The 19,168-nt window shown below is 66.8% G+C and carries 18 protein-coding genes; 9 read left to right on the top strand and 9 right to left on the bottom strand.

From position 1 onward, the window contains the following. The first annotated feature begins 67 nt into the window (after positions 1-67). Positions 68-772 carry an alpha/beta fold hydrolase gene (locus J2X19_RS19030; RefSeq protein WP_310375546.1) on the top strand — a complete coding sequence of 235 codons (705 nt, stop codon included), beginning with the start codon at positions 68-70 and terminating at the stop codon, positions 770-772. Here the strand turns inward: J2X19_RS19030 and coaD are convergent. From coaD to J2X19_RS19010, 4 genes are read right to left on the bottom strand one after another with little or no spacing between them, the layout of a single operon-like run. Then, the gene (coaD, locus tag J2X19_RS19025; RefSeq protein ID WP_116607318.1) at positions 743-1,258 is read right to left on the bottom strand and encodes a pantetheine-phosphate adenylyltransferase; all 516 of its coding nucleotides are present in this window, start codon (positions 1,256-1,258) and stop codon (positions 743-745) included. The genes J2X19_RS19030 and coaD overlap by 30 nt on opposite strands. After that, positions 1,255-1,920: a 16S rRNA (guanine(966)-N(2))-methyltransferase RsmD gene (gene rsmD / locus J2X19_RS19020; RefSeq protein ID WP_310375545.1), complete on the bottom strand. Its 666-nt coding sequence runs from the start codon at positions 1,918-1,920 to the stop codon at positions 1,255-1,257. The genes coaD and rsmD overlap by 4 nt, the downstream gene beginning before the upstream one ends. Then, complete coding sequence (locus J2X19_RS19015; protein ID WP_405048694.1) at positions 1,917-3,260, bottom strand: M16 family metallopeptidase; 1,344 nt, start codon at positions 3,258-3,260, stop codon at positions 1,917-1,919. Before J2X19_RS19015 ends, rsmD begins: the two co-directional genes overlap by 4 nt. Beyond that, on the bottom strand, positions 3,260-4,654 hold the full coding sequence (locus tag J2X19_RS19010) for a M16 family metallopeptidase (RefSeq protein WP_310375542.1): 1,395 nt from the start codon (positions 4,652-4,654) through the stop codon (positions 3,260-3,262). Before J2X19_RS19010 ends, J2X19_RS19015 begins: the two co-directional genes overlap by 1 nt. 28 nt (positions 4,655-4,682) lie before the next feature. Here J2X19_RS19010 and ftsY point away from each other — a divergent pair, with 28 nt between their 5' ends. Beyond that, on the top strand, positions 4,683-5,762 hold the full coding sequence (gene ftsY, locus J2X19_RS19005; protein ID WP_310375540.1) for a signal recognition particle-docking protein FtsY: 1,080 nt from the start codon (positions 4,683-4,685) through the stop codon (positions 5,760-5,762). A 3-nt stretch (positions 5,763-5,765) separates the two neighbouring features. Here ftsY and J2X19_RS19000 read toward each other — a convergent pair whose 3' ends face one another. Further along, positions 5,766-6,539: a hypothetical protein gene (locus J2X19_RS19000; RefSeq protein ID WP_310375538.1), complete on the bottom strand. Its 774-nt coding sequence runs from the start codon at positions 6,537-6,539 to the stop codon at positions 5,766-5,768. A 65-nt stretch (positions 6,540-6,604) separates the two neighbouring features. Between J2X19_RS19000 and J2X19_RS18995 the strand changes: the two genes are divergently transcribed. Together J2X19_RS18995 and J2X19_RS18990 are read left to right on the top strand one after the other, a co-directional pair. Further along, complete coding sequence (locus J2X19_RS18995; RefSeq protein ID WP_310375535.1) at positions 6,605-7,285, top strand: alpha/beta hydrolase; 681 nt, start codon at positions 6,605-6,607, stop codon at positions 7,283-7,285. Continuing rightward, positions 7,282-8,538, top strand: coding sequence for an Hsp70 family protein (locus J2X19_RS18990; protein WP_310375533.1), 1,257 nt, complete (start codon positions 7,282-7,284; stop codon positions 8,536-8,538). Before J2X19_RS18995 ends, J2X19_RS18990 begins: the two co-directional genes overlap by 4 nt. A 90-nt stretch (positions 8,539-8,628) precedes the next feature. Here J2X19_RS18990 and J2X19_RS18985 read toward each other — a convergent pair whose 3' ends face one another. The 3 genes from J2X19_RS18985 to glmU all read right to left on the bottom strand — a co-directional run bounded on the left by J2X19_RS18985 (position 8,629) and on the right by glmU (position 11,381). After that, a complete protein-coding gene (locus tag J2X19_RS18985; RefSeq protein WP_310375531.1) occupies positions 8,629-9,171 on the bottom strand; it encodes a DUF2059 domain-containing protein in 543 nt (180 codons plus the stop codon). Between the two features lie 63 nt (positions 9,172-9,234). Beyond that, positions 9,235-9,984 (bottom strand): sensor histidine kinase, encoded by a 750-nt coding sequence (locus tag J2X19_RS18980; RefSeq protein WP_310375528.1) that lies wholly within the window; start codon positions 9,982-9,984, stop codon positions 9,235-9,237. Then, on the bottom strand, positions 9,981-11,381 hold the full coding sequence (gene glmU, locus J2X19_RS18975) for a bifunctional UDP-N-acetylglucosamine diphosphorylase/glucosamine-1-phosphate N-acetyltransferase GlmU (RefSeq protein ID WP_310375527.1): 1,401 nt from the start codon (positions 11,379-11,381) through the stop codon (positions 9,981-9,983). Before glmU ends, J2X19_RS18980 begins: the two co-directional genes overlap by 4 nt. Before the next feature lie 46 nt (positions 11,382-11,427). Here glmU and J2X19_RS18970 point away from each other — a divergent pair, with 46 nt between their 5' ends. From J2X19_RS18970 to J2X19_RS18960, 3 genes are all read left to right on the top strand, one after another. Then, positions 11,428-12,324: a DUF6279 family lipoprotein gene (locus J2X19_RS18970; protein ID WP_310375525.1), complete on the top strand. Its 897-nt coding sequence runs from the start codon at positions 11,428-11,430 to the stop codon at positions 12,322-12,324. A gap of 187 nt (positions 12,325-12,511) precedes the next feature. Then, on the top strand, positions 12,512-13,189 hold the full coding sequence (locus J2X19_RS18965; protein WP_116607329.1) for a helix-turn-helix transcriptional regulator: 678 nt from the start codon (positions 12,512-12,514) through the stop codon (positions 13,187-13,189). 105 nt (positions 13,190-13,294) lie between these two features. After that, positions 13,295-13,957: a Crp/Fnr family transcriptional regulator gene (locus J2X19_RS18960; RefSeq protein WP_116607330.1), complete on the top strand. Its 663-nt coding sequence runs from the start codon at positions 13,295-13,297 to the stop codon at positions 13,955-13,957. An 80-nt stretch (positions 13,958-14,037) separates the two neighbouring features. Here the strand turns inward: J2X19_RS18960 and J2X19_RS18955 are convergent, their stop codons facing one another. Then, positions 14,038-14,565, bottom strand: a complete 528-nt coding sequence (locus J2X19_RS18955; RefSeq protein WP_116607331.1) for a GNAT family N-acetyltransferase — start codon at positions 14,563-14,565, stop codon at positions 14,038-14,040. Positions 14,566-14,683: 118 nt separating this feature from the next. Between J2X19_RS18955 and J2X19_RS18950 the strand changes: the two genes are divergently transcribed. Both J2X19_RS18950 and J2X19_RS18945 read left to right on the top strand, forming a co-directional pair. Continuing rightward, positions 14,684-14,989 carry a 2Fe-2S iron-sulfur cluster-binding protein gene (locus J2X19_RS18950; protein ID WP_310375520.1) on the top strand — a complete coding sequence of 102 codons (306 nt, stop codon included), beginning with the start codon at positions 14,684-14,686 and terminating at the stop codon, positions 14,987-14,989. A gap of 24 nt (positions 14,990-15,013) precedes the next feature. Next, entirely contained in the window at positions 15,014-19,123 is a 4,110-nt protein-coding gene (locus J2X19_RS18945) for an ATP-binding protein (RefSeq protein WP_310375518.1), read from the top strand. Positions 19,124-19,168 lie beyond the last annotated feature (45 nt).

The following is a 19,168-nucleotide window of genomic DNA, read 5'->3' as shown; positions in this document are numbered from 1 at the left end:
CGTATTCTCCCGGGGTTTGAATACGGCCAGCATAGGCCAATTTTCCCCTCCGCCCGAAGATTCCCGCATGCCCCAACTGATTCTGATCCCCGGCCTGGCAGCCGATGCCGAGATGTGGTTAGACCAGCTCGCCGCCCTGCCGCCGCGCTGGCGCACCACGGTGACCGATGTGCACGCCCGCCACGGCGACATCGCAGCCATGGCCCAGGCATTGCTGCAAGAGCATGCGGGCGAACTGGTGCTATGCGGCGCCTCCATGGGCGGCATGGTGGCCATGGAAGCCGCCCGCCAGGCGCCACAACGTGTCCGCGGCCTGGCCCTGCTGGGCACCGGCGCGCGGCCCGAGAGCGCGCTGCACCGGCGCCAGCGCGAAGGCGCGATCCAGATGTTCGAACAGGGCCGGGTGTCGGAATTCGTGCGGGCCAGCGCCTCCTTGGCCTTCTCGCGCGAGCAGGCCGGCAACAAGGCCCTGACCCGGCGCTACAAAGACCTGGTGCTGCGTGCCGGCGCCGCCCAGTGGATACGCCAGAACCGCGCCATCATGGACCGGCCCGACGCCCGCCTGCACCTGGCCCAGGTGCGCTGCCCGACCCTGGTGCTGTGCGGCGAATCCGACCTGCTGACGCCGCCCGCGCTGTCGCAGGAGATCGCCGCGCTGGTACCCGGCGCCGAGCTGCAACTGCTGCCCCAGTGCGGCCATATGCTGACCATGGAGCAGCCGCAAGCGGTGAATGCGGCCTTGCTAGCCTGGCTGACCCGGCTGGGCCGCTAGGCTGCGCACTTTGGCGTCCAGCTGCTGCTGCACAAAGGGCGAGACAAACTTGTGCACCTCGCCGCCCAGCAAGGCGATCTCGCGCACAAAGGTGCTGGAGACGAACTGGAAGCCGTCGCTGGGTGTCAGGAACACGGTTTCCACGTCGGGCATCAGCGTGCGGTTCATGCCGGCCAGCTGGAATTCGTAGTCGAAATCGGTGACCGCGCGCAGTCCGCGCACCATGGCCTTGCCGCCGCGCGCCACCACGAAGTCGCGCAGCAGGCCCGAAAAGCTCTCCACCCGCACCTGCGGATAGGCCTTGACCGATTCGCGCGCCATCTCCATGCGCTGCTCCAGGCTGAACAGGGTTTTCTTGTGGTGGCCGGCCGCCACGGCCACGATCACCTGGTCGAACAGCTGGGCCGCACGGCGCACCACGTCCTCGTGGCCCAGGGTCATGGGGTCGAAGGTGCCGGGGTAGACGGCCAGGACCGGCGGGTTCATGCCCCTCCTCCGGTATCTCCGACATTTGCGCCCTGGGCCTGCAGCAGATGCGCATGCACCGCGCCGGCCTTCAGGTAGCGGTAGACGCGCAGGCCGAACGGGGCTAGCAATTCGTCGGTCCATTTGCTCGGACCTTCGAGGTAGACAAAGCCCTTGGGCTGCAGCGCCTTGGCCGCGGCACCCAACGCCGGTTCGTACAGGCCGGACTCGAACGGCGGGTCCAAGAACACCAGGTCCACGCTGGCCGGCGCCAGCTGGCGCAGCGCCGCCACGCCGTCGCCGCGCTGGATCTGGGTGGCGCCGGCCTGCAGCTTGATCTGCGTGGCCTTCAGCTGGGCCACCAGCGCTGGGTCTTGCTCAAAGATATGCACCTCGGCCGCGCCGCGCGACGCCGCCTCGAAGCCCAGCACGCCGGTGCCGGCAAACACGTCCACGCAGCGCCAGCCGCCCAGGTCCTGGCCCAGCCAGTTGAACAGGGTTTCGCGGACACGGTCGGGCGTGGGGCGCAGGCCGGGTTTGCTGGCCACGGTGAGGCGGATGCGCTTCCACTGGCCGCCGATGATGCGGATCTCGCCGGGCTTGCCGCTGGTCGGGTGCGGGTCGGACGGGCGCGGCTTGGTCTTCTTGGGGGCTTGCTTGGTGGGGCGTTGCAACGTGCTCATGGGTTTTCTCCGACCACCACGGTGGCCATTTTTTCAGGTTGCAAGATACGCTGGAAAGCCAATTGGATGTCGGCTTGCGTCACGCGTTCGATCTGCTGGGTCCAGTGGTCCAGGTAGTCCAGCGGCAGATGGTTCCAGGCGATGTTAGCCACGTTGTCCAGCAGTTTGCGGTTGCTGTCGATACGCAGCGCAAATCCGCCGGCCAGATTGTCCTTGGCGGCCTGCAACTCGGCGGCCGTCGGGCCCTCGGCCACAAACCGGGCCAGCACCTGTTTGGCCACCTGCACCGCCTGCGTGGCCTGGTCGGGCCGGGTTTGCAGGCCGATGGTAAAGGCCCCCGCGTGCAGGCCTGGGCCGAAGCCGCTATAGACGCTGTAGCTCAGGCCGCGCTTTTCGCGCACCTCGCTGGTCAGCCGCGAGCCAAAGCCACCGCCGCCCAGGATGTGGTTGCCAACCAGCAGCGCAAAAAAGTCGGGGTCGCTGCGCGGGTAGCCGCGCTGGCCAATCATCACCTGGGCCTGGGCCGAATCAAAGGGGATGCGCTGATCGCTGGCCTGGGCCAGTGGCGCCACCTCCGGCAGGGCCGGCAAGGGCGCACAGGCGGTCTGCGGCAGGCGCGCCAGCAGCCGGGTGACCAGCGCATCGGCCTGGGCCCGGTCCACCGCACCGACCAGGCTGACGGTGGCCCGGCAGGGCAGGATGCTGCGCGCATACAGCGCCCGCATGTCGGCGGTCTGGATGCGCGCCAGGGTCGCCTCGGTCAGCTGGTAGCCATAGGGATGGCTGCCGTAGACTGCGGCCGCCAGCGCCCGGCCGGCCACGGTGCCGGGGCGGGTGGCGGCCTCCTTCAGTTGGGCTGCCACGCGCTGGCGCTCGCGCTGCCACAGGCTGTCGCTGAACGCCGGCTCGCCGATTTGCCGCGCAGCCAGCGCCGTGGCCTTGTCCAGCAGGTCGGGGTAGGTCAGGCTGCGCAGCGAAAAGCTCATGCGGTCGGCGCTGGCACTGCTGCCCAGCGAGGCGCCGAGGTCGGCCCAGGCCTCGCCCACGGCGTTGTCGTCCAGCGCCGGGTCTTTACCGACGGCACGCATGCCCTGGGTCGCCATATTCGCCGTCATGCTGGCCAGGCCGGCCTGCGCGGCCGGGTCGCGGCGGCTGCCGGCGTCGAAGTCGAGCTGCACGTCCAGCATGGGAATCGCCGGGCTGGCCACCAGAAAGACCTGGGCACCGCTGGGCTGGGTCCAGTGCTGGACCGGAATCGCCGCCATGGCAGAATTTAAGCAAAAAATGCCGATAGTGCATATATAACCTGCGCAAGCAGCTATATTTTTAATAGTAAACATCAGCGCAGATCTCCGGTGGGCATTGGGCGTTTCTTGGGTCGGTTCGGGTCCAGCGGCTGGGGCCGCAGCGCCGCCACGGTGAGCTGGTCGTCACCAAAGTAGCGCGCCGCCACCGCCTGCACCTGGGCCGCCGTGATGCCACGCAGCCGCGCGATGAGGCGGTCGTTGGCGTCCAGCGGCAGGCCTTGCACCCAGTTGCTGCCCAGCTCGCGCGCCTGGTTGAACACCGAGTCCAGCTTGTACACCGCATTCGACACCCACTGGGTCTTGACCCGGCTGAGCTCGGCCTCGGTGACGCCGTTCTGCGCTACCAGGGCTACCTGGGCGCGCAGGGCGGCTTCCACTTCTTCCGTAGTGTGGCCGGCGGCCGGCACGCCGTCCAGCATGAACAGCTGGGGGCCGCGCCCGACCAGGCCGTTGTAGGCGCCAGCGCTGTCGGCCACCGGGCCACCGGCCTGGCCGCGGTCCTGGGTCAGCGCGCGCTCCAGCCGGGCGCCGCTGTAGCCGTCGAGCACCGCGGCGAGCACGGTCAAGGCCAAAGCGTCGTCGTTGTCCTCGGCCAGCTTGGGCACCTTGAAGGCCAGGGCTACATAGGCCTGTTCGGCCGGGGCCTTGTAGTCGAGCCGGCGGATGCCGACCTGCTGCGGCTCCAGCCGGGGCTTGCGGGCCGGCACGGCGCGCGCCGGGATGCTGCCGTAATGCTTCTGGGCCAGCGCGCAGACCTGGGCCGGCTCCACATCACCAGCCACCACCAGGGCCGCATTGGCCGGTACGTACCAGCGCTGGTAGAAGGCCCGGGCGTCGTCGGCCGTCATGGCCTCCAGGTCGCTCATCCAGCCCACCACCGGGCGGCGGTAGGGCGAGGCTGTGAAGACGGTGGCGGTCAATGCCTCGTGCATCAGCGAGCGCGGCGAATCCTCCACGCGCATGCGGCGTTCTTCCTTCACCACCTCCAGCTCGCGCTTGAACTCGTCGTCGCTCCACTGGTTGTGGGCAAAGCGGTCGGCCTCCAGCTGCATCACCGCTTCCAGCTTGGCGGCGGGGATCTGCTGGTAGTAGCCGGTGTTGTCCTTGGCGGTGAAGGCGTTCTCGCGCCCGCCCAGGGCTGCCACCCGGCGCGAGAACTCGCCAGGCGCCAGGCTGGGCGTGCCCTTGAACAGCATGTGCTCCAGGATGTGGGCCACGCCCGAGGTGCCGTCTACCTCGTCCATGGCACCCACGCGGACCCACAGCATTTGCACCGCCGTGGGGGCCCGGTGGTCGGGCTGGACGATGACCGTCAAGCCATTCGCCAGCCCGCATTGCGTGGCCGTGGTCGGGGTGGTGGAGGGGGCAATCTGGGCATTCGCCAGGGCACTGAGGCTGCAGCACAACAGGGGCAAGAGGCGTTTCATAGAATGGTTGATTCTAAGAACGCCCTTTATGTTCAGCTTTTTCAAGAAAAAACCTCCTACCCCCGAGATTCCCGCCCCCGCCGCGGCGCCTGCGCCCCTGCCTATCCCCGCCTCTACGCCAGCACCCGAAGCCCCCGCCTCCAGCTGGCTTCGCAACCCTTTCGCGGCCAAGCCAGCTGCCGATCCCGTGCCGGCCGCCCCCGCCGCCCCGCGCGCCGACTGGCTGGGCAAGCTGAAGAACGGCCTGCGCAAGACCGGCTCCAGCATCGCCACCGTGTTCACCGGCACGCAGATCGACGATGCGCTGTACGAGGAACTGGAAGACGCGCTGCTGATGGCCGACACCGGCGTCAAGGCCACCCAGCACCTGCTGGCCGACCTGAAGCAGCGGGTCAAGGCCGCCAAGGCCACCGAGCCGCAGGCCGTCAAAGCCTTGCTGGTCGAATCCATCACCGCGCTGCTGGCACCGCTGGAAAAAGCCCTGGTGATCGGCCAGCACACGCCGACCGTCATCATGGTCACCGGCGTCAACGGCGCCGGAAAAACCACGTCGATTGGCAAGCTGACGCGCCACCTGTCTGCGTCAGGCGCTAGTGTTTTGCTAGCAGCAGCGGACACCTTCCGGGCCGCGGCACGCGAGCAACTGGGCGTCTGGGCCGACCGCAACACGGTGGAAATCATCAGCCAGGAAGGCGGCGACCCGGCCGCCGTGGCTTTCGATTCGGTGAGCGCCGGCAAGGCCCGTGGCCGCGACGTGGTGCTGGTGGATACCGCCGGCCGCCTGCCCACGCAACTGCATCTGATGGAAGAGCTGAAGAAAATCCGCCGCGTGGTGCAGAAGGCCGATGCCACGGCGCCGCACGAGGTGCTGCTGGTGATCGACGGCAATACCGGCCAGAACGCCGTCAGCCAGGTGAAGATTTTTGACGACGCGATCCAGCTCACCGGCCTGATCGTCACCAAGCTGGACGGCACGGCCAAGGGCGGCGTGCTGGCCGCCATCGCCCAGGAGCGGCCGATTCCGGTGTACTTCATCGGCGTGGGCGAGCAGCTGGAAGACCTGGAAACCTTCAACGCGCGGGAGTTTGCGCAGGCGCTGCTGGCCTAAACCCTAGGGTGCGCGGCTGTCGCACTTGCCTTCGAACAGCAGCGCGCCGCTGCCGCCCAGCAGGCGCGCGCGGCGGGCCTGGCGGTCGACCACCCACTGGGCGCCGCTGCCGAACACCACCTCGGTGTCACTCACAAAGCCCGAACTCAGCCACTGGTGGTTCACCGCCACCGCGTCGTCCTGTTCGCTGAAGCGCACTTCCACCCCGCGCCGGGTCTCGTTGCTGCCGTCGGCCTGCAGGTCGCAATACACGCTCAGCATGTCGGGCGGACCGCCTTTTTCGCGCAGCTGGCGGGCAATATGGCGTGCCGCGCCGGGCTGGCTGCTGCTGCGGCAGGCGAATTCGGCCACCAGCCAGGTGCCGTCCAGCATATGTACCGGGTTGAAACTCAGACTCTCGAGGTCCAGCGCCGTGGCGCGGCGGGGCAACAGGGGCGGCGGCTCGGGCTGCAGCGAACCCGACGGCAGGGTGGACGATAGGGTGGCGATGCGCAGCGGCCCCTGGCAGTCGGCCACAAAATCGGCATAGCCGGCCACCGGGCTGGGCCGGCGCAGATTGATCAAGAAATAGGTGCCAGCCACATGGCGGCGGCCCAGGATCTCCAGCGACACCGCATCCACCCCGACCAGCACGTCGTCGATGCGCTGGACGATCTGCATGTCCTTGCTGGCCGGTGCGTCCGCGGCCCACGCCAGGGGCCCACAAAAGGCAAGGAAGACGGCTGGCAAGAGGCAGTGGCGCAGAAAGGGCATGCGGGCGATTTTGCCCGGGTTCACCGTAGCTCCTTAGAATCACTACCCTCCTGACGCCGCGAACCTGCGGAAAACCCTTAGTACGCACCATGACCACTCTTCTGCAGCGCATTGAAATCGAAACCGCGCCCCATCCCACCGCCGCCATCATCTGGCTGCACGGCCTGGGCGCCAGCGGCGACGACTTTGCGGCGATCGTGCCCGAGCTGGACCTGCGCGGCTGCGCGCCCATCCGCTTCGTGTTTCCGCATGCGCCGACCATGCCGGTCAGCATCAACAACGGCTATGTGATGCCCGCCTGGTACGACATCAAAAACGTAGACCTGGTGCGGCAGGAAGACGCAGCCGGCATCCACGCCTCGGCGCTGGCCATCGAAGCCCTGATCGCCCACGAGGTCGCCCGTGGCATTGCGCCTGAACACATCGTGCTGGCCGGCTTCTCGCAGGGCTGCGCCATGGCCTTGCACACCGGGCTGCGCCACAGCGCCCGGCTGGCCGGCATCATGGCCTTGTCCGGCTATCTGCCGCTGGCCGGCACCCTGGCCGCTGAGCGGCATCCGGCCAACGCCCGGACCCCCATCTACATGGCCCACGGCACGGCCGACCCGGTGGTCGTGCTGCCGCGCGCCGAGGCCTCGCGCCAGGCCTTGCTGGCCCTGGGCTACCCGGTGCAATGGCATACCTACCCCATGCCGCACAGCGTGCACCCCCAGGAGGTGGCCGACATCAGCCGCTTCCTGCAGTCGGTGCTGGGGGCGAGCAAGGGATGATGCTCGGTATCGATTTCGGCACCTCGAATACCGTGGCGGCGCTGGTGCGCGCCGACGGCAGCCTGGACACCATCGCGCTGGACGCAGGCAAGCCCACCCTGCCCACCGCGCTGTTCTTCTCGCACGAAGACCAGCACACCAGCTTTGGCACTGCCGCCATGCAGGCCTATCTGGCCGGCACCGACGGGCGGCTGATGCGCTCCATCAAAAGCCTGCTCGGCAGCAGCCTGATGGACGAGAAAACCGTGGTCAACGGCCAACTGATGGGTTTTTCCGACATCCTGGGCCTGTTTTTCAAGGAGCTGAAGAAGCGCTCCGAAGCCCATTTGGGCCACGCGGTGCAGCACGCCATGCTGGGCCGGCCCGTGCATTTTGTCGACGGCAACCCGGCCCGCGATGCGCTGGCCCAGGCCACGCTGGAGCAGGCTGCGCGCGCCGCCGGCTTTGACGAAGTGCAGTTCCAGCTGGAGCCGATTGCCGCGGCCTTTGACTTCGAGCGCCGCGTCACCCAGGACACCACGGTGCTGGTGGTCGACATTGGCGGCGGCACCTCGGACTTCACCGTGGTGCGGGTTGGGCCCGGCCGGCAGGCGCTGGGCGACCGCAGCCGCGACATTCTGGCCACCACCGGCGTGCACATAGGCGGCACCGACTTCGACCAGATCCTGAACCTGCGCCACGCCATGCCCTTGCTGGGCCTGGGCCATACCGGCCCCAGCGGTCGCGAAGTGCCCTCCGGCGTGTTTTTCGACCTGAGCACCTGGCATCTGATCCACCAGTCGTATTCGCGCAAAAGCCTGGCCCAGGCCGCCGATCTGCGCGACGCCTATACCGACCGCCGGATGCACCAGCGGCTGCTGCAGGTGCTGCAGCATCGCGTAGGCCACCACATCCTAGCGAATGTGGAAGCCGCCAAGATCGCCTGCTCGCTGAGCGCGGCGCCGGCCGATATCGACCTGGACTGCATTGAGCGTGGCCTGGACGCCCGGCTCACGCCCGAAGACCTGGCCCAGGCGCTGCAGGCCCAACTGGCCCGGGTGGTGCAGTGCGCGCAGGAATGTGTGGAACTGGCCGGCGTGGAGCGGCCGGATGCTGTGTACCTGACCGGCGGCTCGTCGGCGCTGGCGCCGCTGCAACAGGCTTTGCAAGCCCTGTTCCCGCAGTCGCGCATGGTGGTCGGCGACCGCTTCTCCAGCGTGGCGGCCGGGCTGGCCTATGCGGGCTCGGTGGCGCGGGAATTGGCCACGGCCTGAACCCGGCAGCAGTTGCTATCTAATAAATAGCTGCGGGCAAATAGCTGCTGGCGCAGGTAATGCCTACGCCAGAGCCATATTTCTTTAGATTTACTTGGCGGGTTGCGCCGCGGCTTCCAGCCGCTTGCCAATGGACTGCTCCAGGGTCTTCAGCTTGGGCTCGATCTGGCCCTTGGTGTCGGCCACCAGCTTGTCGACCAGGGACTTCTGGAGTTCCTGGCCCAGCTGGTTGAATTTACGCTGTACCGGCGACTCCAACAGCGCGATCAGCTGGCGCAGCTCGTCTTCCGTGAACTTTTCGTCCAGCAACACGCCGATGGTCGAAGGGGCCAGTTTGTTCGCGCGCTCCCGCAACAGCGGGCGGGCTTCGTCGATGTATTTCTTGACGTCGCCCTGGATTTCCTTGCCCAGCGCTTCGCGGCGTTCGGGCGGCACGCGGAACTGGACGGCGGCCTCCACTTGCTGCTTCAGGCGCAGCAAGGGTTGTTCGGCCAGGGCCGACGCCGTGATGTCCACCGCAGGCTGCTGGATTTGCAGCAATTTGTTGATCAGCTCTTTTTTGGCGGGATTGGGTTCGGCGTGGGCCATGGATGCGACCGCCAGCAAGGTGGCAGCAAGGAGTGTTTTCTTCATTATCGATTCTTTCAATGGAAGTAATCTGGGGTGGCACGGAGCCATGGGCGGATTATCACCATGCTAACCCGCCGCCAAGGTAAAGCGCACGGTACACCCACCATCCTGCACCGCCTGTGCGGACATGCTGCCACCATGGCGCTGCACGATCTTGCGGGCCAGGGCCAGGCCGATGCCGGCGCCCTCGAATTCAGAGACCGTGTGCAGGCGCTGGAACAGGCCAAACATCGTGCCGCTGGCCGCCGGGTTGAAACCTACGCCGTTGTCGCGCACCCAGAAGCTGAAGCCCTCGGCAGCCGGCTCCCAGCCCATGGCGATTTGCGCCTGCAGCCGGGGCCGGGTGAACTTGATGGCGTTCGACAGCAGATGCCGCCACAGTTGGCGCAGCAAGGCGGCGTCGCCGTTGAGCGCCGGCCAAGTGTCGGGCAATTGCCAGGCTATGTTGCGGCCGGCGCAGTCGGCGGCCAGCTCGCGCCGGGCCTCGGCGACCAGCGCGGCCATGTCCAATGGCTGGCATTGCAGTGGGATGCGGCCCAGGCGGGATAGCTCCAGCAGCGCATCGACCATGCGGGCCATGCTGCGCGCCGACTGCTCCAGCGTGTCCAGGCAAGGGGCCGGGTCTTCGCCCTCGGCCAGCATCTCGCGCACCAGCGGTGCATAGGCGCTGATATGCCGCAGCGGGGCCCGCAGATCGTGCGAGACATTGCGCACAAAGTGCTCGAGTTCGTCCTGTAGCGCCGCATTGCGCGCCTCGCTCTGCTGCAGGCGGGCCTGCAGCTCGGCGATCTGGGTGGCGGTATCCGGCTGGGTCAAGGCTTGGCCTTTTTCGGGCGGCTCCAGTTGGCAATCGCCACCTGGCGGCCGCGGGCTACGCTCAACGCGCCTGCGGGGGTGTCCTTGGTCAGGGTCGAGCCACCACCCACGGTGCCGCCGGCACCCAGGGTGATGGGCGCCACCAGCACACAGTTGCTGCCCACGTGCACGTCGTCGCCGATGACAGTGCGGTGCTTGTTGGCGCCGTCGTAGTTGGCGGTGATGCTGCCGGCGCCAAAGTTGACCCGCGCACCCACCGTGGCGTCGCCCAGGTAGGCCAGGTGGTTGGCCTTGGCGCCATCGCCCATAGTGGAATTCTTCACCTCGACAAAATTGCCGATGTGCACCTCGTCCCCCAACTGGGCGCCGGGGCGCAGCCGGGCAAACGGGCCGATCAAACTGCCCGCGCCTACCGTGACGCCGGCTTTTTCGCCGTCGATATGGGTGAAGGGATGCACCACCACGCCGGCCGCCAGGCGGGCATTGGCGATCACGCAATTGGCGCCGATGCGCACGCCCTCGCCCAGCACCACCGTGCCTTCGAACACGCAGTTCACGTCGATGGACACATCCTGCGCGCATTCCAGGCTGCCGCGCACATCGAGCCGCGCCGGGTCGGCCAGGCGCACGCCCTGCTCCATCAAGGCCAGGGCCTGCTGGCGCTGGTAGGCACGCTCCAGCTCGGCCAGCTGCACCGGGCTGTTGACGCCGGCGACCTGCAGCTCGTCGGTAATCTTGTGCGCCACCACCGGCACGCCATCGGCCACGGCCATCTTCACGATGTCGGTCAGGTAGTACTCGGACTGGGCATTGCGGTTGTCCAAGCGGCCCAGCCAGGTGCGCAGGCGGGCGGCCGGCACGGCCATGATGCCGCTGTAGATTTCGCGGATCGCGCGCTGGGCCTCGCTCGCGTCCTTGTGCTCGACGATGGCCTGCACCGCATCGCCCTCGCGCACGATGCGGCCATAGCCGCTGGGGTCGGGCAATTCCAGGGTCAGCAAGGCCAGTTTGTCACCGCCGCCCACCGCCAGCAACTGGCGCAAGGTATCGGCCCGGGTCAACGGCACATCGCCGGACAGGACAATCACCACACCGTCGTCTGCGAGATAGGGCAAGGCCTGCTGCACCGCGTGGCCGGTGCCGAGCTGCGGCTCCTGGCGTGCGAAATTTAAAGAAAACAGGGCGCTAGCGCTGATGTAGCCTGCGAGAGCTGCTTCAACTTCTGTAGCACCGTGGCCGGTAATCACCACCACGTTGCGCGGCTGCAGGGCGCTGGCGGTATCCACCACATGGGCCAGCAGTGCGCGCCCGGCCAAAGAATGCAACACTTTGGGCAACTTGCTTTTCATGCGGGTACCTTTACCCGCCGCCATGATGACTACATCGACTTCTGCCATGTCTTGTTTCTTTAGAGGTAAATGGAACGGCTTGCGCAGCGTCCGAATGGGTGTCCAACAGGCTTTCCAGCCGCTGCGCAGGCACGGGTGGATTCGAATTATCGGCCTGTTGCTGCTGGCCGCCGCGCTGCCTGCCTGCACCGGCATCAAGCTGGGCTACAACAACGGCGTGGACCTGGCTGTCTGGTGGCTGGACGGCTATGTGGACCTGGACAAATCCCAAACCCGGCAGCTGCGCGAAGACCTGGTGCTGCTGCAGCGCCAGCACCGCCAGCAGCAGCTGCCCAGCTACGCCGAATGGCTGAACCAGGCCCAGACCCTGGTCGCCAATGACCTGGCGCCTGAACAGATCTGCAGCATGGGCAACCAGGTGCGGGGCTTTGTCGACGAGCTGCTGCTCAGCGGCGAATCGGCCGCCACCACCCTGGCGCTGAGCCTGACGCCGGCGCAGCTGGCCCAGCTGGAGCGCAAATACGCCAAGAACAATGCCGAGTTCCGCAAGGAATGGCTGGCGCCGGAACCCGCAGAAATGCGCGCCAAACGCTACGACAAAGCCCTGGAGCGTGCCGAAATGGTCTATGGCCGCGTCACCCCGGCACAGAAGGCCTTGATCCGCCAGCAGGTCGAGCTGTCGGGCTTCGATCCGCAGCTGCTGTACGCCGAGCGCCAGCGCCGGCAAACCGACATCCTCCAAACCCTGCGCCAGCTGCAGCGCGCCGCCCCCGGCGCTGCCGACACCCTGCAAGCGGTCCGCGGCCTGCTGCAGCGGGCCACGCACTCGCCCCAGGCCGCTTACCGCAGCTATGTGGCAGCCCTGGCCCAGCAGGACTGCCAAGGCATGGCCGCGGTGCACAACAGCACCACCGCCAAGCAGCGCGAAGCCGCGGTGCGCTGGCTAGGCAGCTACGAAAAGTCGCTGCAGGAACTGGTGGCGCAACGCTGAGCCTCGCCGGCACCCTGTTCCAAACCCTAAACCAGGGTTTTTGGTGCATGCGTCACAAAATCCGCCCTCCAAAGTAACCGCCTAGAAACACTAGGTTTACATATGCTTGGTACCAGCCACGCTGCCTACCGCATTCCATGCACCGGCCTGCATACCGCAGGACCAGCGGGCTCCCAGGGAATCCGCCATGTTGCACTCTACTTTCGCCGCCCTCGCCTCCGAATCCGTCAACTACATCGACGAACCCAGCACCAGTGAATCCCCCGACGCGCTGGGCCTGATGCAGTGTGTGCTGGAGCAAATGGACTACGGCCTGGCCCTGGTGCACATGGCAACCCGCCAAATCCGTTTTGCCAACCGCCTGGCGCACGACGGCCTCAACGGCCCCGGCAGCCTGCGCAGCGGCCTGTGCGTAGTGGCCGGACGTCTGAGCACCTTGCTGCCCACCGACCACGCCCAGCTGGAACGCGCACTGCTGCGTGCCCATGGCGGCGTGCGCGCCCTGATCAGCCTGGGCGGTGAAGACTGCACCACCAGCGTGGCTGTGGTTCCGCTGAATGCCCCGACACCCACCCCCTATGCCCTGCTGGTATTTGCCAAACAGCAGCTGTGCGACAGCTCGACCATGGCGCTGTTCGCCCGGGAACGCGGTCTGACCAGCGCCGAAAGCAATGTGCTGGCCTCGGTCTGCAGCGGCATGCGCCCCACCGAAATCGCCCAGCACCACGGCGTGCAGATCTCCACCGTGCGTAGCCAGCTACGCAGCATCCGGCTCAAGACCCGCTGCGACACCATCCGCCAGCTGGTGGAAACCGTGTCCATCCTGCCGCCCATGGCGCGGCACATGGCTGCAGTGCAGCACTAAGCCCCACTTAGCGCCCCTTTACGCCCGTAACCCGGGCCTGCATTCGTCTTTTTACAGGCTTGCCATGGCTTAGACTGGCGTGCGCCGCTTGCGCCCGCCTATTCCATGCAAACCCCACTTCCGACCCTGACCCAACGTTTCTGCGACGACCCCAGCCATCCGCAACTGGTGCGTGAGCTGGTGCCGCTGGGTGAAGTGCGACGCTACCGCAAGGGTTCGATCCTGATCCACGAGGCCGACGCCGGCGATACGCTGTTTGTGGTGGTGGACGGGCGGGTCAAGGTGTATTGCACCGACGACAACGACAAGGAAATCACCTTTGGCGTAATCGGCCCCGGCGAATACTTTGGCGAAATGGCGCTGGACGGCGGCCCCCGCGCTGCCAGCGTGGTAACCCTGGAGTCCACTGTCTGTGCGCTGCTGACGCGTACCACCTTGCTGGGCTTCATTGCCCGGCACCCGGAATTTGCGCTGCACCTGCTGTCCAAGGTGATACGCCGCGCCCGCATGGCGACCAATAGCGCGCGCAACCTGGCCTTTGTCGACGTCTACGGACGACTCAGCCAGTGCCTGCTGGGGCTGGCCAGCCCACAAGAAGACGGCACCCACAAGATCACCGAGCGCCTGACCCACCAGGAAATCGCCAGCCGCACCGGCTGCAGCCGGGAAATGGTCAGCCGGATATTGAAAGATCTGGAGAACGGCGGCTACGTCCGCATCGACAACCGCCAGATCGTGCTGATGCAGCCCCTCCCGGCGAGGTGGTGACGCCACCCCGCTAAATATATGCTTTTTAGACCTCTAGCGCTTACGCAATAAGCGCAATACGCTATCTAATAAATAGCAAATCAGTCCAGTGCACGTTTCAGGCGGATTTCTTCGATCTTGATGTCGCCCATGGGCACGGTCTTGGCGGTGTTGAGTTCGCGCTTGAAGCCGGCCAGGTCAAAAAACCGCAGCGCGCGTTCGTTGCGCAGCGGAATCCACACGGTGACGGTGGTACAGCCTTCTTCGACCAGGGCTTCGCGGGCCGCATCCCACAGGGCCAGGCCCACGCCCTTGTCCCAATGGCTGGCCGCCACGTAAATCGACCAGATTTCACCCACGGTGTTCTTCGTGCCCTTGTCGCGCGAACGGTCAAAGCCCACAAAGCCGACGATCTTGTCGCCGTCCAGCGCCACCTGCACCTGCGGATCGCCGTATTCGATGGCCTCGCGCCACAGGCTCAGGCGCTTGGGCATGGGCAAGGTGTTCAGATGCTCGTCCGGCACCAGGCCTTGGTAAGCGGCGGCGGTGGCGCTCACGTGCAAATCGGCAATCGCCTGGGCCTCGCGCAGCACGGCGGGGCGAACATCAATAGAGAGAGGACTGGTCATGGGGAAGTAGCGGCCAACAGCGGCCAAAGAACGAAAGTATTTCGGGGGAGCAGGATTGTCGCCGCAAAACGCAGGCTCTTGGCACCGGAGGGTGGCTCAGACTAAACTCAAGCCACCCATGCCATCAGAAGCAACCCGTTACAAAGTCAGCCTTTTTCCTGAGGCTGAACACTTTGATGCCCCACCCGACCTGCCTGTGCTGGTATCGGCCGAGCACGCGGGTCTGCTGCTCGCCAGTTCCTGCCGCAACGGCAGTTGCCGCAGCTGCATTTGTCTGCTGCTGAGCGGACGGGTGCGCTACCAGATCGCCTGGCCCGGCCTGAGTGCCGAGGAAAAAGCCGAGGGCTACATCCTGCCCTGCGTGGCTTATCCGATGTCTGACATGGTGGTCCAGCTGCCCCCGCGGGCCGGCTACACCTTCTGACACCGCCGCCGACGGAACTGCGCAGTGCATACCTTTGACGCCCCCGCCCTGACCATGACGGTGCTGCTGGAAGAGTCGCGCATGTCGATGGCGATTTCCGACGGGCGCGCCATCGGACTCATCACCAGCCTGCAGCTGGCGCCGTGCACACTGGCGCCCCTGGCCGAACTGGCCCCGGCCAGCCACCTCGAACTCCAGACTCGGGGCGCCGGCCTGTTTGCGCGGCTGTTTCCGGAAAAAATCCGCCTGCTGCTGCGCCACAGCCCACCGCGCGACCTGTGCCTGCAGCTGGATGCAAAGCTGCTCGACATCCCCTGGGAAATGGCCTTCGACGGCAAGAACTTTCTGGGCGAGAAATTCCAGATCGCCCGGCGCATCGTGTCCGATGCCACCCTGGCCTTCACGCCGCGCGTCGACCTGCACCGCGAAACCCTGCGGGTGCTGCTGGTGCTGGGCACAGGCAGCAGCCAGGCCCACAACGACTACAGCAATGCCTTGGCCACCCGGCTGCGGACCATGGAATACCTGGTCGTGACCGAAGCCAGCGCCCAGGCCCTGGAGCGCCCAGCCCTGCTGCGGCTGGCCGACGAGAGCGACGTGGTGCATTGCATAGACGCAATCGACCCCAGCCTGCACCCCGCCACGGCGCACACCCTTCCGCTGGTCTGGAACGACCTTGCGCGCCAGGCCAAAACCGCCCAGCTGCTGGTCTTCGACAGCCTGGCCAGCACAGCCGGCCAGACCAGCAACACGGCCTGGCTGCAAACCGCCTGCCACCGCAGCGCTCCCGTATTGGTACAAACCCATTGGATGGACGGGCACAACAGTGTGGACGGCATGCACGCGCTTTACCGTGGGCTGGCGCAAGGCCTGGCCCTGGGGGAAGCGGTGCGCCTGGCCCGGGTGGAAGGCCTGCAGCACAGCGCCCATCACGACTCCGCCGGCCGGCGCCCCTGGACCCCGGCACTCTACGGTGACGCCAAACTGGTGTTGCAGCCGGCCAGCGACCGCCCCGGACTGGGCGACCATTTGCGCCAGGTCACAGCCATGTCCTGCGACCTGGTGGAATCGACCAAGCTGCTGGGGGTGTGGGGTGCCGAGCGCTATAGCGACATGCTCGACAGCTACCACGCAGCCTGCGCGGGCATTGTGGCGCGCTGGGGCGGCATATCGGACAGCCCCCAGGGCGACGATGGCGTGATGTGCTATTTCGGCATTCCGCTGGCCTACGAGGACTCGGCCGCGCGGGCACTGCGGGCCGGGCTGGAAATCCTGCAAATGGTCACACAGCTGGGTATCCAGGTGCGCCTGGGCGTGGTCACCGGCCACGTGGTGGTCAAGGCCGGCCAGCCCTTCGGGGTATCGCTGCACCTGGCGGCGCGGCTGCAGTCGATTGCCCGGCCTAACACGCTGGTGGCCAGCGACTCGACGCGGCAGATCGTCAAGAACAAATTCATTTTTGAACGCCTGGACAGCCTGCCCCAGCTCAAGGGGTTTTCGCTGACCACCACCGCCTACCAGGTGCTGGGCGAAGTGCTCGATGGCACCACGCAGCCGCGCGAAGGCGCCCCACCGCGGACCCCGTTTGTGGGCCGGGACGCCGAAATCCACCTGCTGGAAACCCATTGGACCGGCGTGCAAACCGGCGCATTGCGCTGCGTCCTGGTGTCGGGCGAGGCCGGCATGGGCAAATCGCGCCTGGCCAGCGAGTTCCGCCGCCGGCTCACGGCGCGCAGCCACCGGGCCATCGAATGCCGCTGCACGCCGGAGCACATCCATAGCGCCTTCCATCCGCTGATCGACCTGCTACGCCGGCGGCTGCGCCTGGGCGACGACGACACCACCGAAGCCAAGCTCGACAGGATCCGACACCGGCTGCCGCAGGAGATGGCGCACGACGGTAATCTGGCGCTGGTCGCCTCCCTGCTATCGGTGCCCGTAGAAGGCCATCTGTCGCCGCCGAAAACCTCGGCCGAGAAACAACGCCAGGGTACCCTGGACGTACTGGTCGCCTGGCTGCTGCAGGAAACCCGGCGCGGCCCGGTCTGCCTGGTGGTGGAAGACCTGCAGTGGATAGACCCATCGACCCGTGAGTTCTTGCACCGCGTGGTGGCCGAGGCCGAACAGGCACCGCTGCTGATTCTGTTGACCTTGCGCTCGGAGCAGCCGCCCCCGCACGACCCGGGCTTTGCAGTCCACGAGATCCCGCTCAAGGGCCTGTCGCCCGACGCCACCCGGGCCATGATACTGACCGCCTGCGGCCCCTCTGCCGTGCCGGGCGAAATGGTCCAGCTGCTGGCCGAAAAAGCCGACGGCGTGCCCTTGTTCATCGAGGAATCGGCGCGCATGGTGATGGACCTGGGGGTGCAGGCGCACAGCGGCGACGCCGCCCTGGCCGCCCGCTTCTCGGTGCCCACCACCATCCACGACCTGCTGATGGCCCGGCTGGACCGGCTGGCCGGCGCCAAACAGGTCGCCCAGGTGGGCGCCACCATCGGCCGCGAGTTCTCGCTGCCCTTGCTGCAGGCCATTCTGGGCCACGAAACCTCACCCATCGGGCTGAACCATCTGCCAGCCCAGTTGGCCACCCTGGTGCGCTCGGGCCTGCTGGTCGAAAAAGGCAGTGGCGCCAGCGCCAATTACTTCTTCAAGCATGCGCTGGTGCGCGACGCTGCCTACGGCTCGCTGTGGGAGCGCGACCGCAAACGCCTGCACCGCACCATTGCCAACGTGGTGCGCGAGCAATTCCAGGACCTGGCGCAAAGCCAGCCCGAGCTGCTGGCCCACCATTTTGCGCAGTCGGGCAACGACGCCCAGGCCCTCGAATACTGGGAACGCGCAGCCCGCCGCGCCGCCGCCCGCTCGGCCCACATGGAGGCCACCAACCACCTGCGCAGCGGCTTGGGCCTGCTGGCCCGGCTGCCGGCGGTACCCGAGCGCGACCGCACCGAGCTGCGCCTGCAGCTGATGCTGGCCGGACAGTTGATCGCCACCCACGGCTATGGCGCCGACCAGGTCGGCCATGCGTACGAGCGCGCCGCCGAGCTCTGCCAGCGGGCCGGCGACGAAGCCGCGCAGATGAAAACCCTGCTCGGCCTGGAGGGCTACCACTTCATGCGTGCCGACTTCGAGCGCGCCCACATCATCGCCCGCCAAGCGACCGCCATGCTGGGCGACTCGGTCGACCCGATCCGCAAGATCCAGCTGCAATGGGCGGTCGGCAACATCCTGTTCCACCAAGGCGAATTTGCGGCCACGGTGGAGCGGCTCGACGCCTGCCTGGTCGCTTACGACGCCATCCCCCACCACCCGAGCATGGTGCAGGACCCGGGCGTCATCTGCCTTTGCTATTCGGCCTGGGCCCTGTGGGAGATCGGCCAGGCCGACCAGGCCCTGGCCCGCGCGCAAAAAGCTGTCGCCGTGGCCGAACAGCTCGAACATAAATTCAGCATGGCCGAAGCCTATGCGTTCTGCGCCTCGGTGCACCTGTTCCGTGGCGAGCACCCGCAAGCCCTGCAGTGCGCCCAGCGCGCCCGGGACATCTGCCAGGAAAACGGTTTTGCGGTCTGGCTGGCCTATGCCCAGCTGCTGCACGGCCGCCTGGTGGCCGAACTCGGAGATCCTGCAGCCGGGGTCGAGGAAATGCGGCAAGCCTATGGCATGTGGGTATCCACCGGCGCGGTCGTGACCCGCCCGCTGTACCTGGCGATGCAGGCCGAAGGCCTGGCATTGGCCGGACGCCCCGACGAGGGCCTGGCCGTGCTGGCCCAGGCCTTCGAAATGGTCTGCCAGTACAAAGAGCATTACCACGAGGCCGAGGTCCGGCGCCTCACTGGCGAGCTGATTCTGCAGTCGGCCGCCCAGCACGGGCAGGACCGCAGCCTGGAAGCCCAGCAGTGGCTGCTGGGCGCACTCGAGTTTGCCCGCGCCCACCAGCACCACGCGGCCGCCTTGCGCAGCGCCACCAGCCTGGGCCGTCTGTGGCAGACCCAAGGCCGGCCGCAGGATGCCTGGCACATCCTCAAATTGGAGTATGACGCTGTAACAGAAGGTTACTACACTCAGGACGTGCAAGCTGCGAGCGCGTTGCTGGAACAACTGCAGCTCGTCAGCAGCACACCCATCCTGGCATAAAGCGGGCCACAGCCATCTCGGTCAGTCGGCCCCATCACGGAGCCC

It is taken from the genome of Rhodoferax ferrireducens (assembly GCF_031458075.1).
Classification (GTDB): Bacteria; Pseudomonadota; Gammaproteobacteria; order Burkholderiales; family Burkholderiaceae_C; genus Rhodoferax_B; species Rhodoferax_B ferrireducens_A.
Note: the sequence above shows the minus strand (reverse complement) of the source record. Positions and strands in the feature narration are given on the sequence as shown.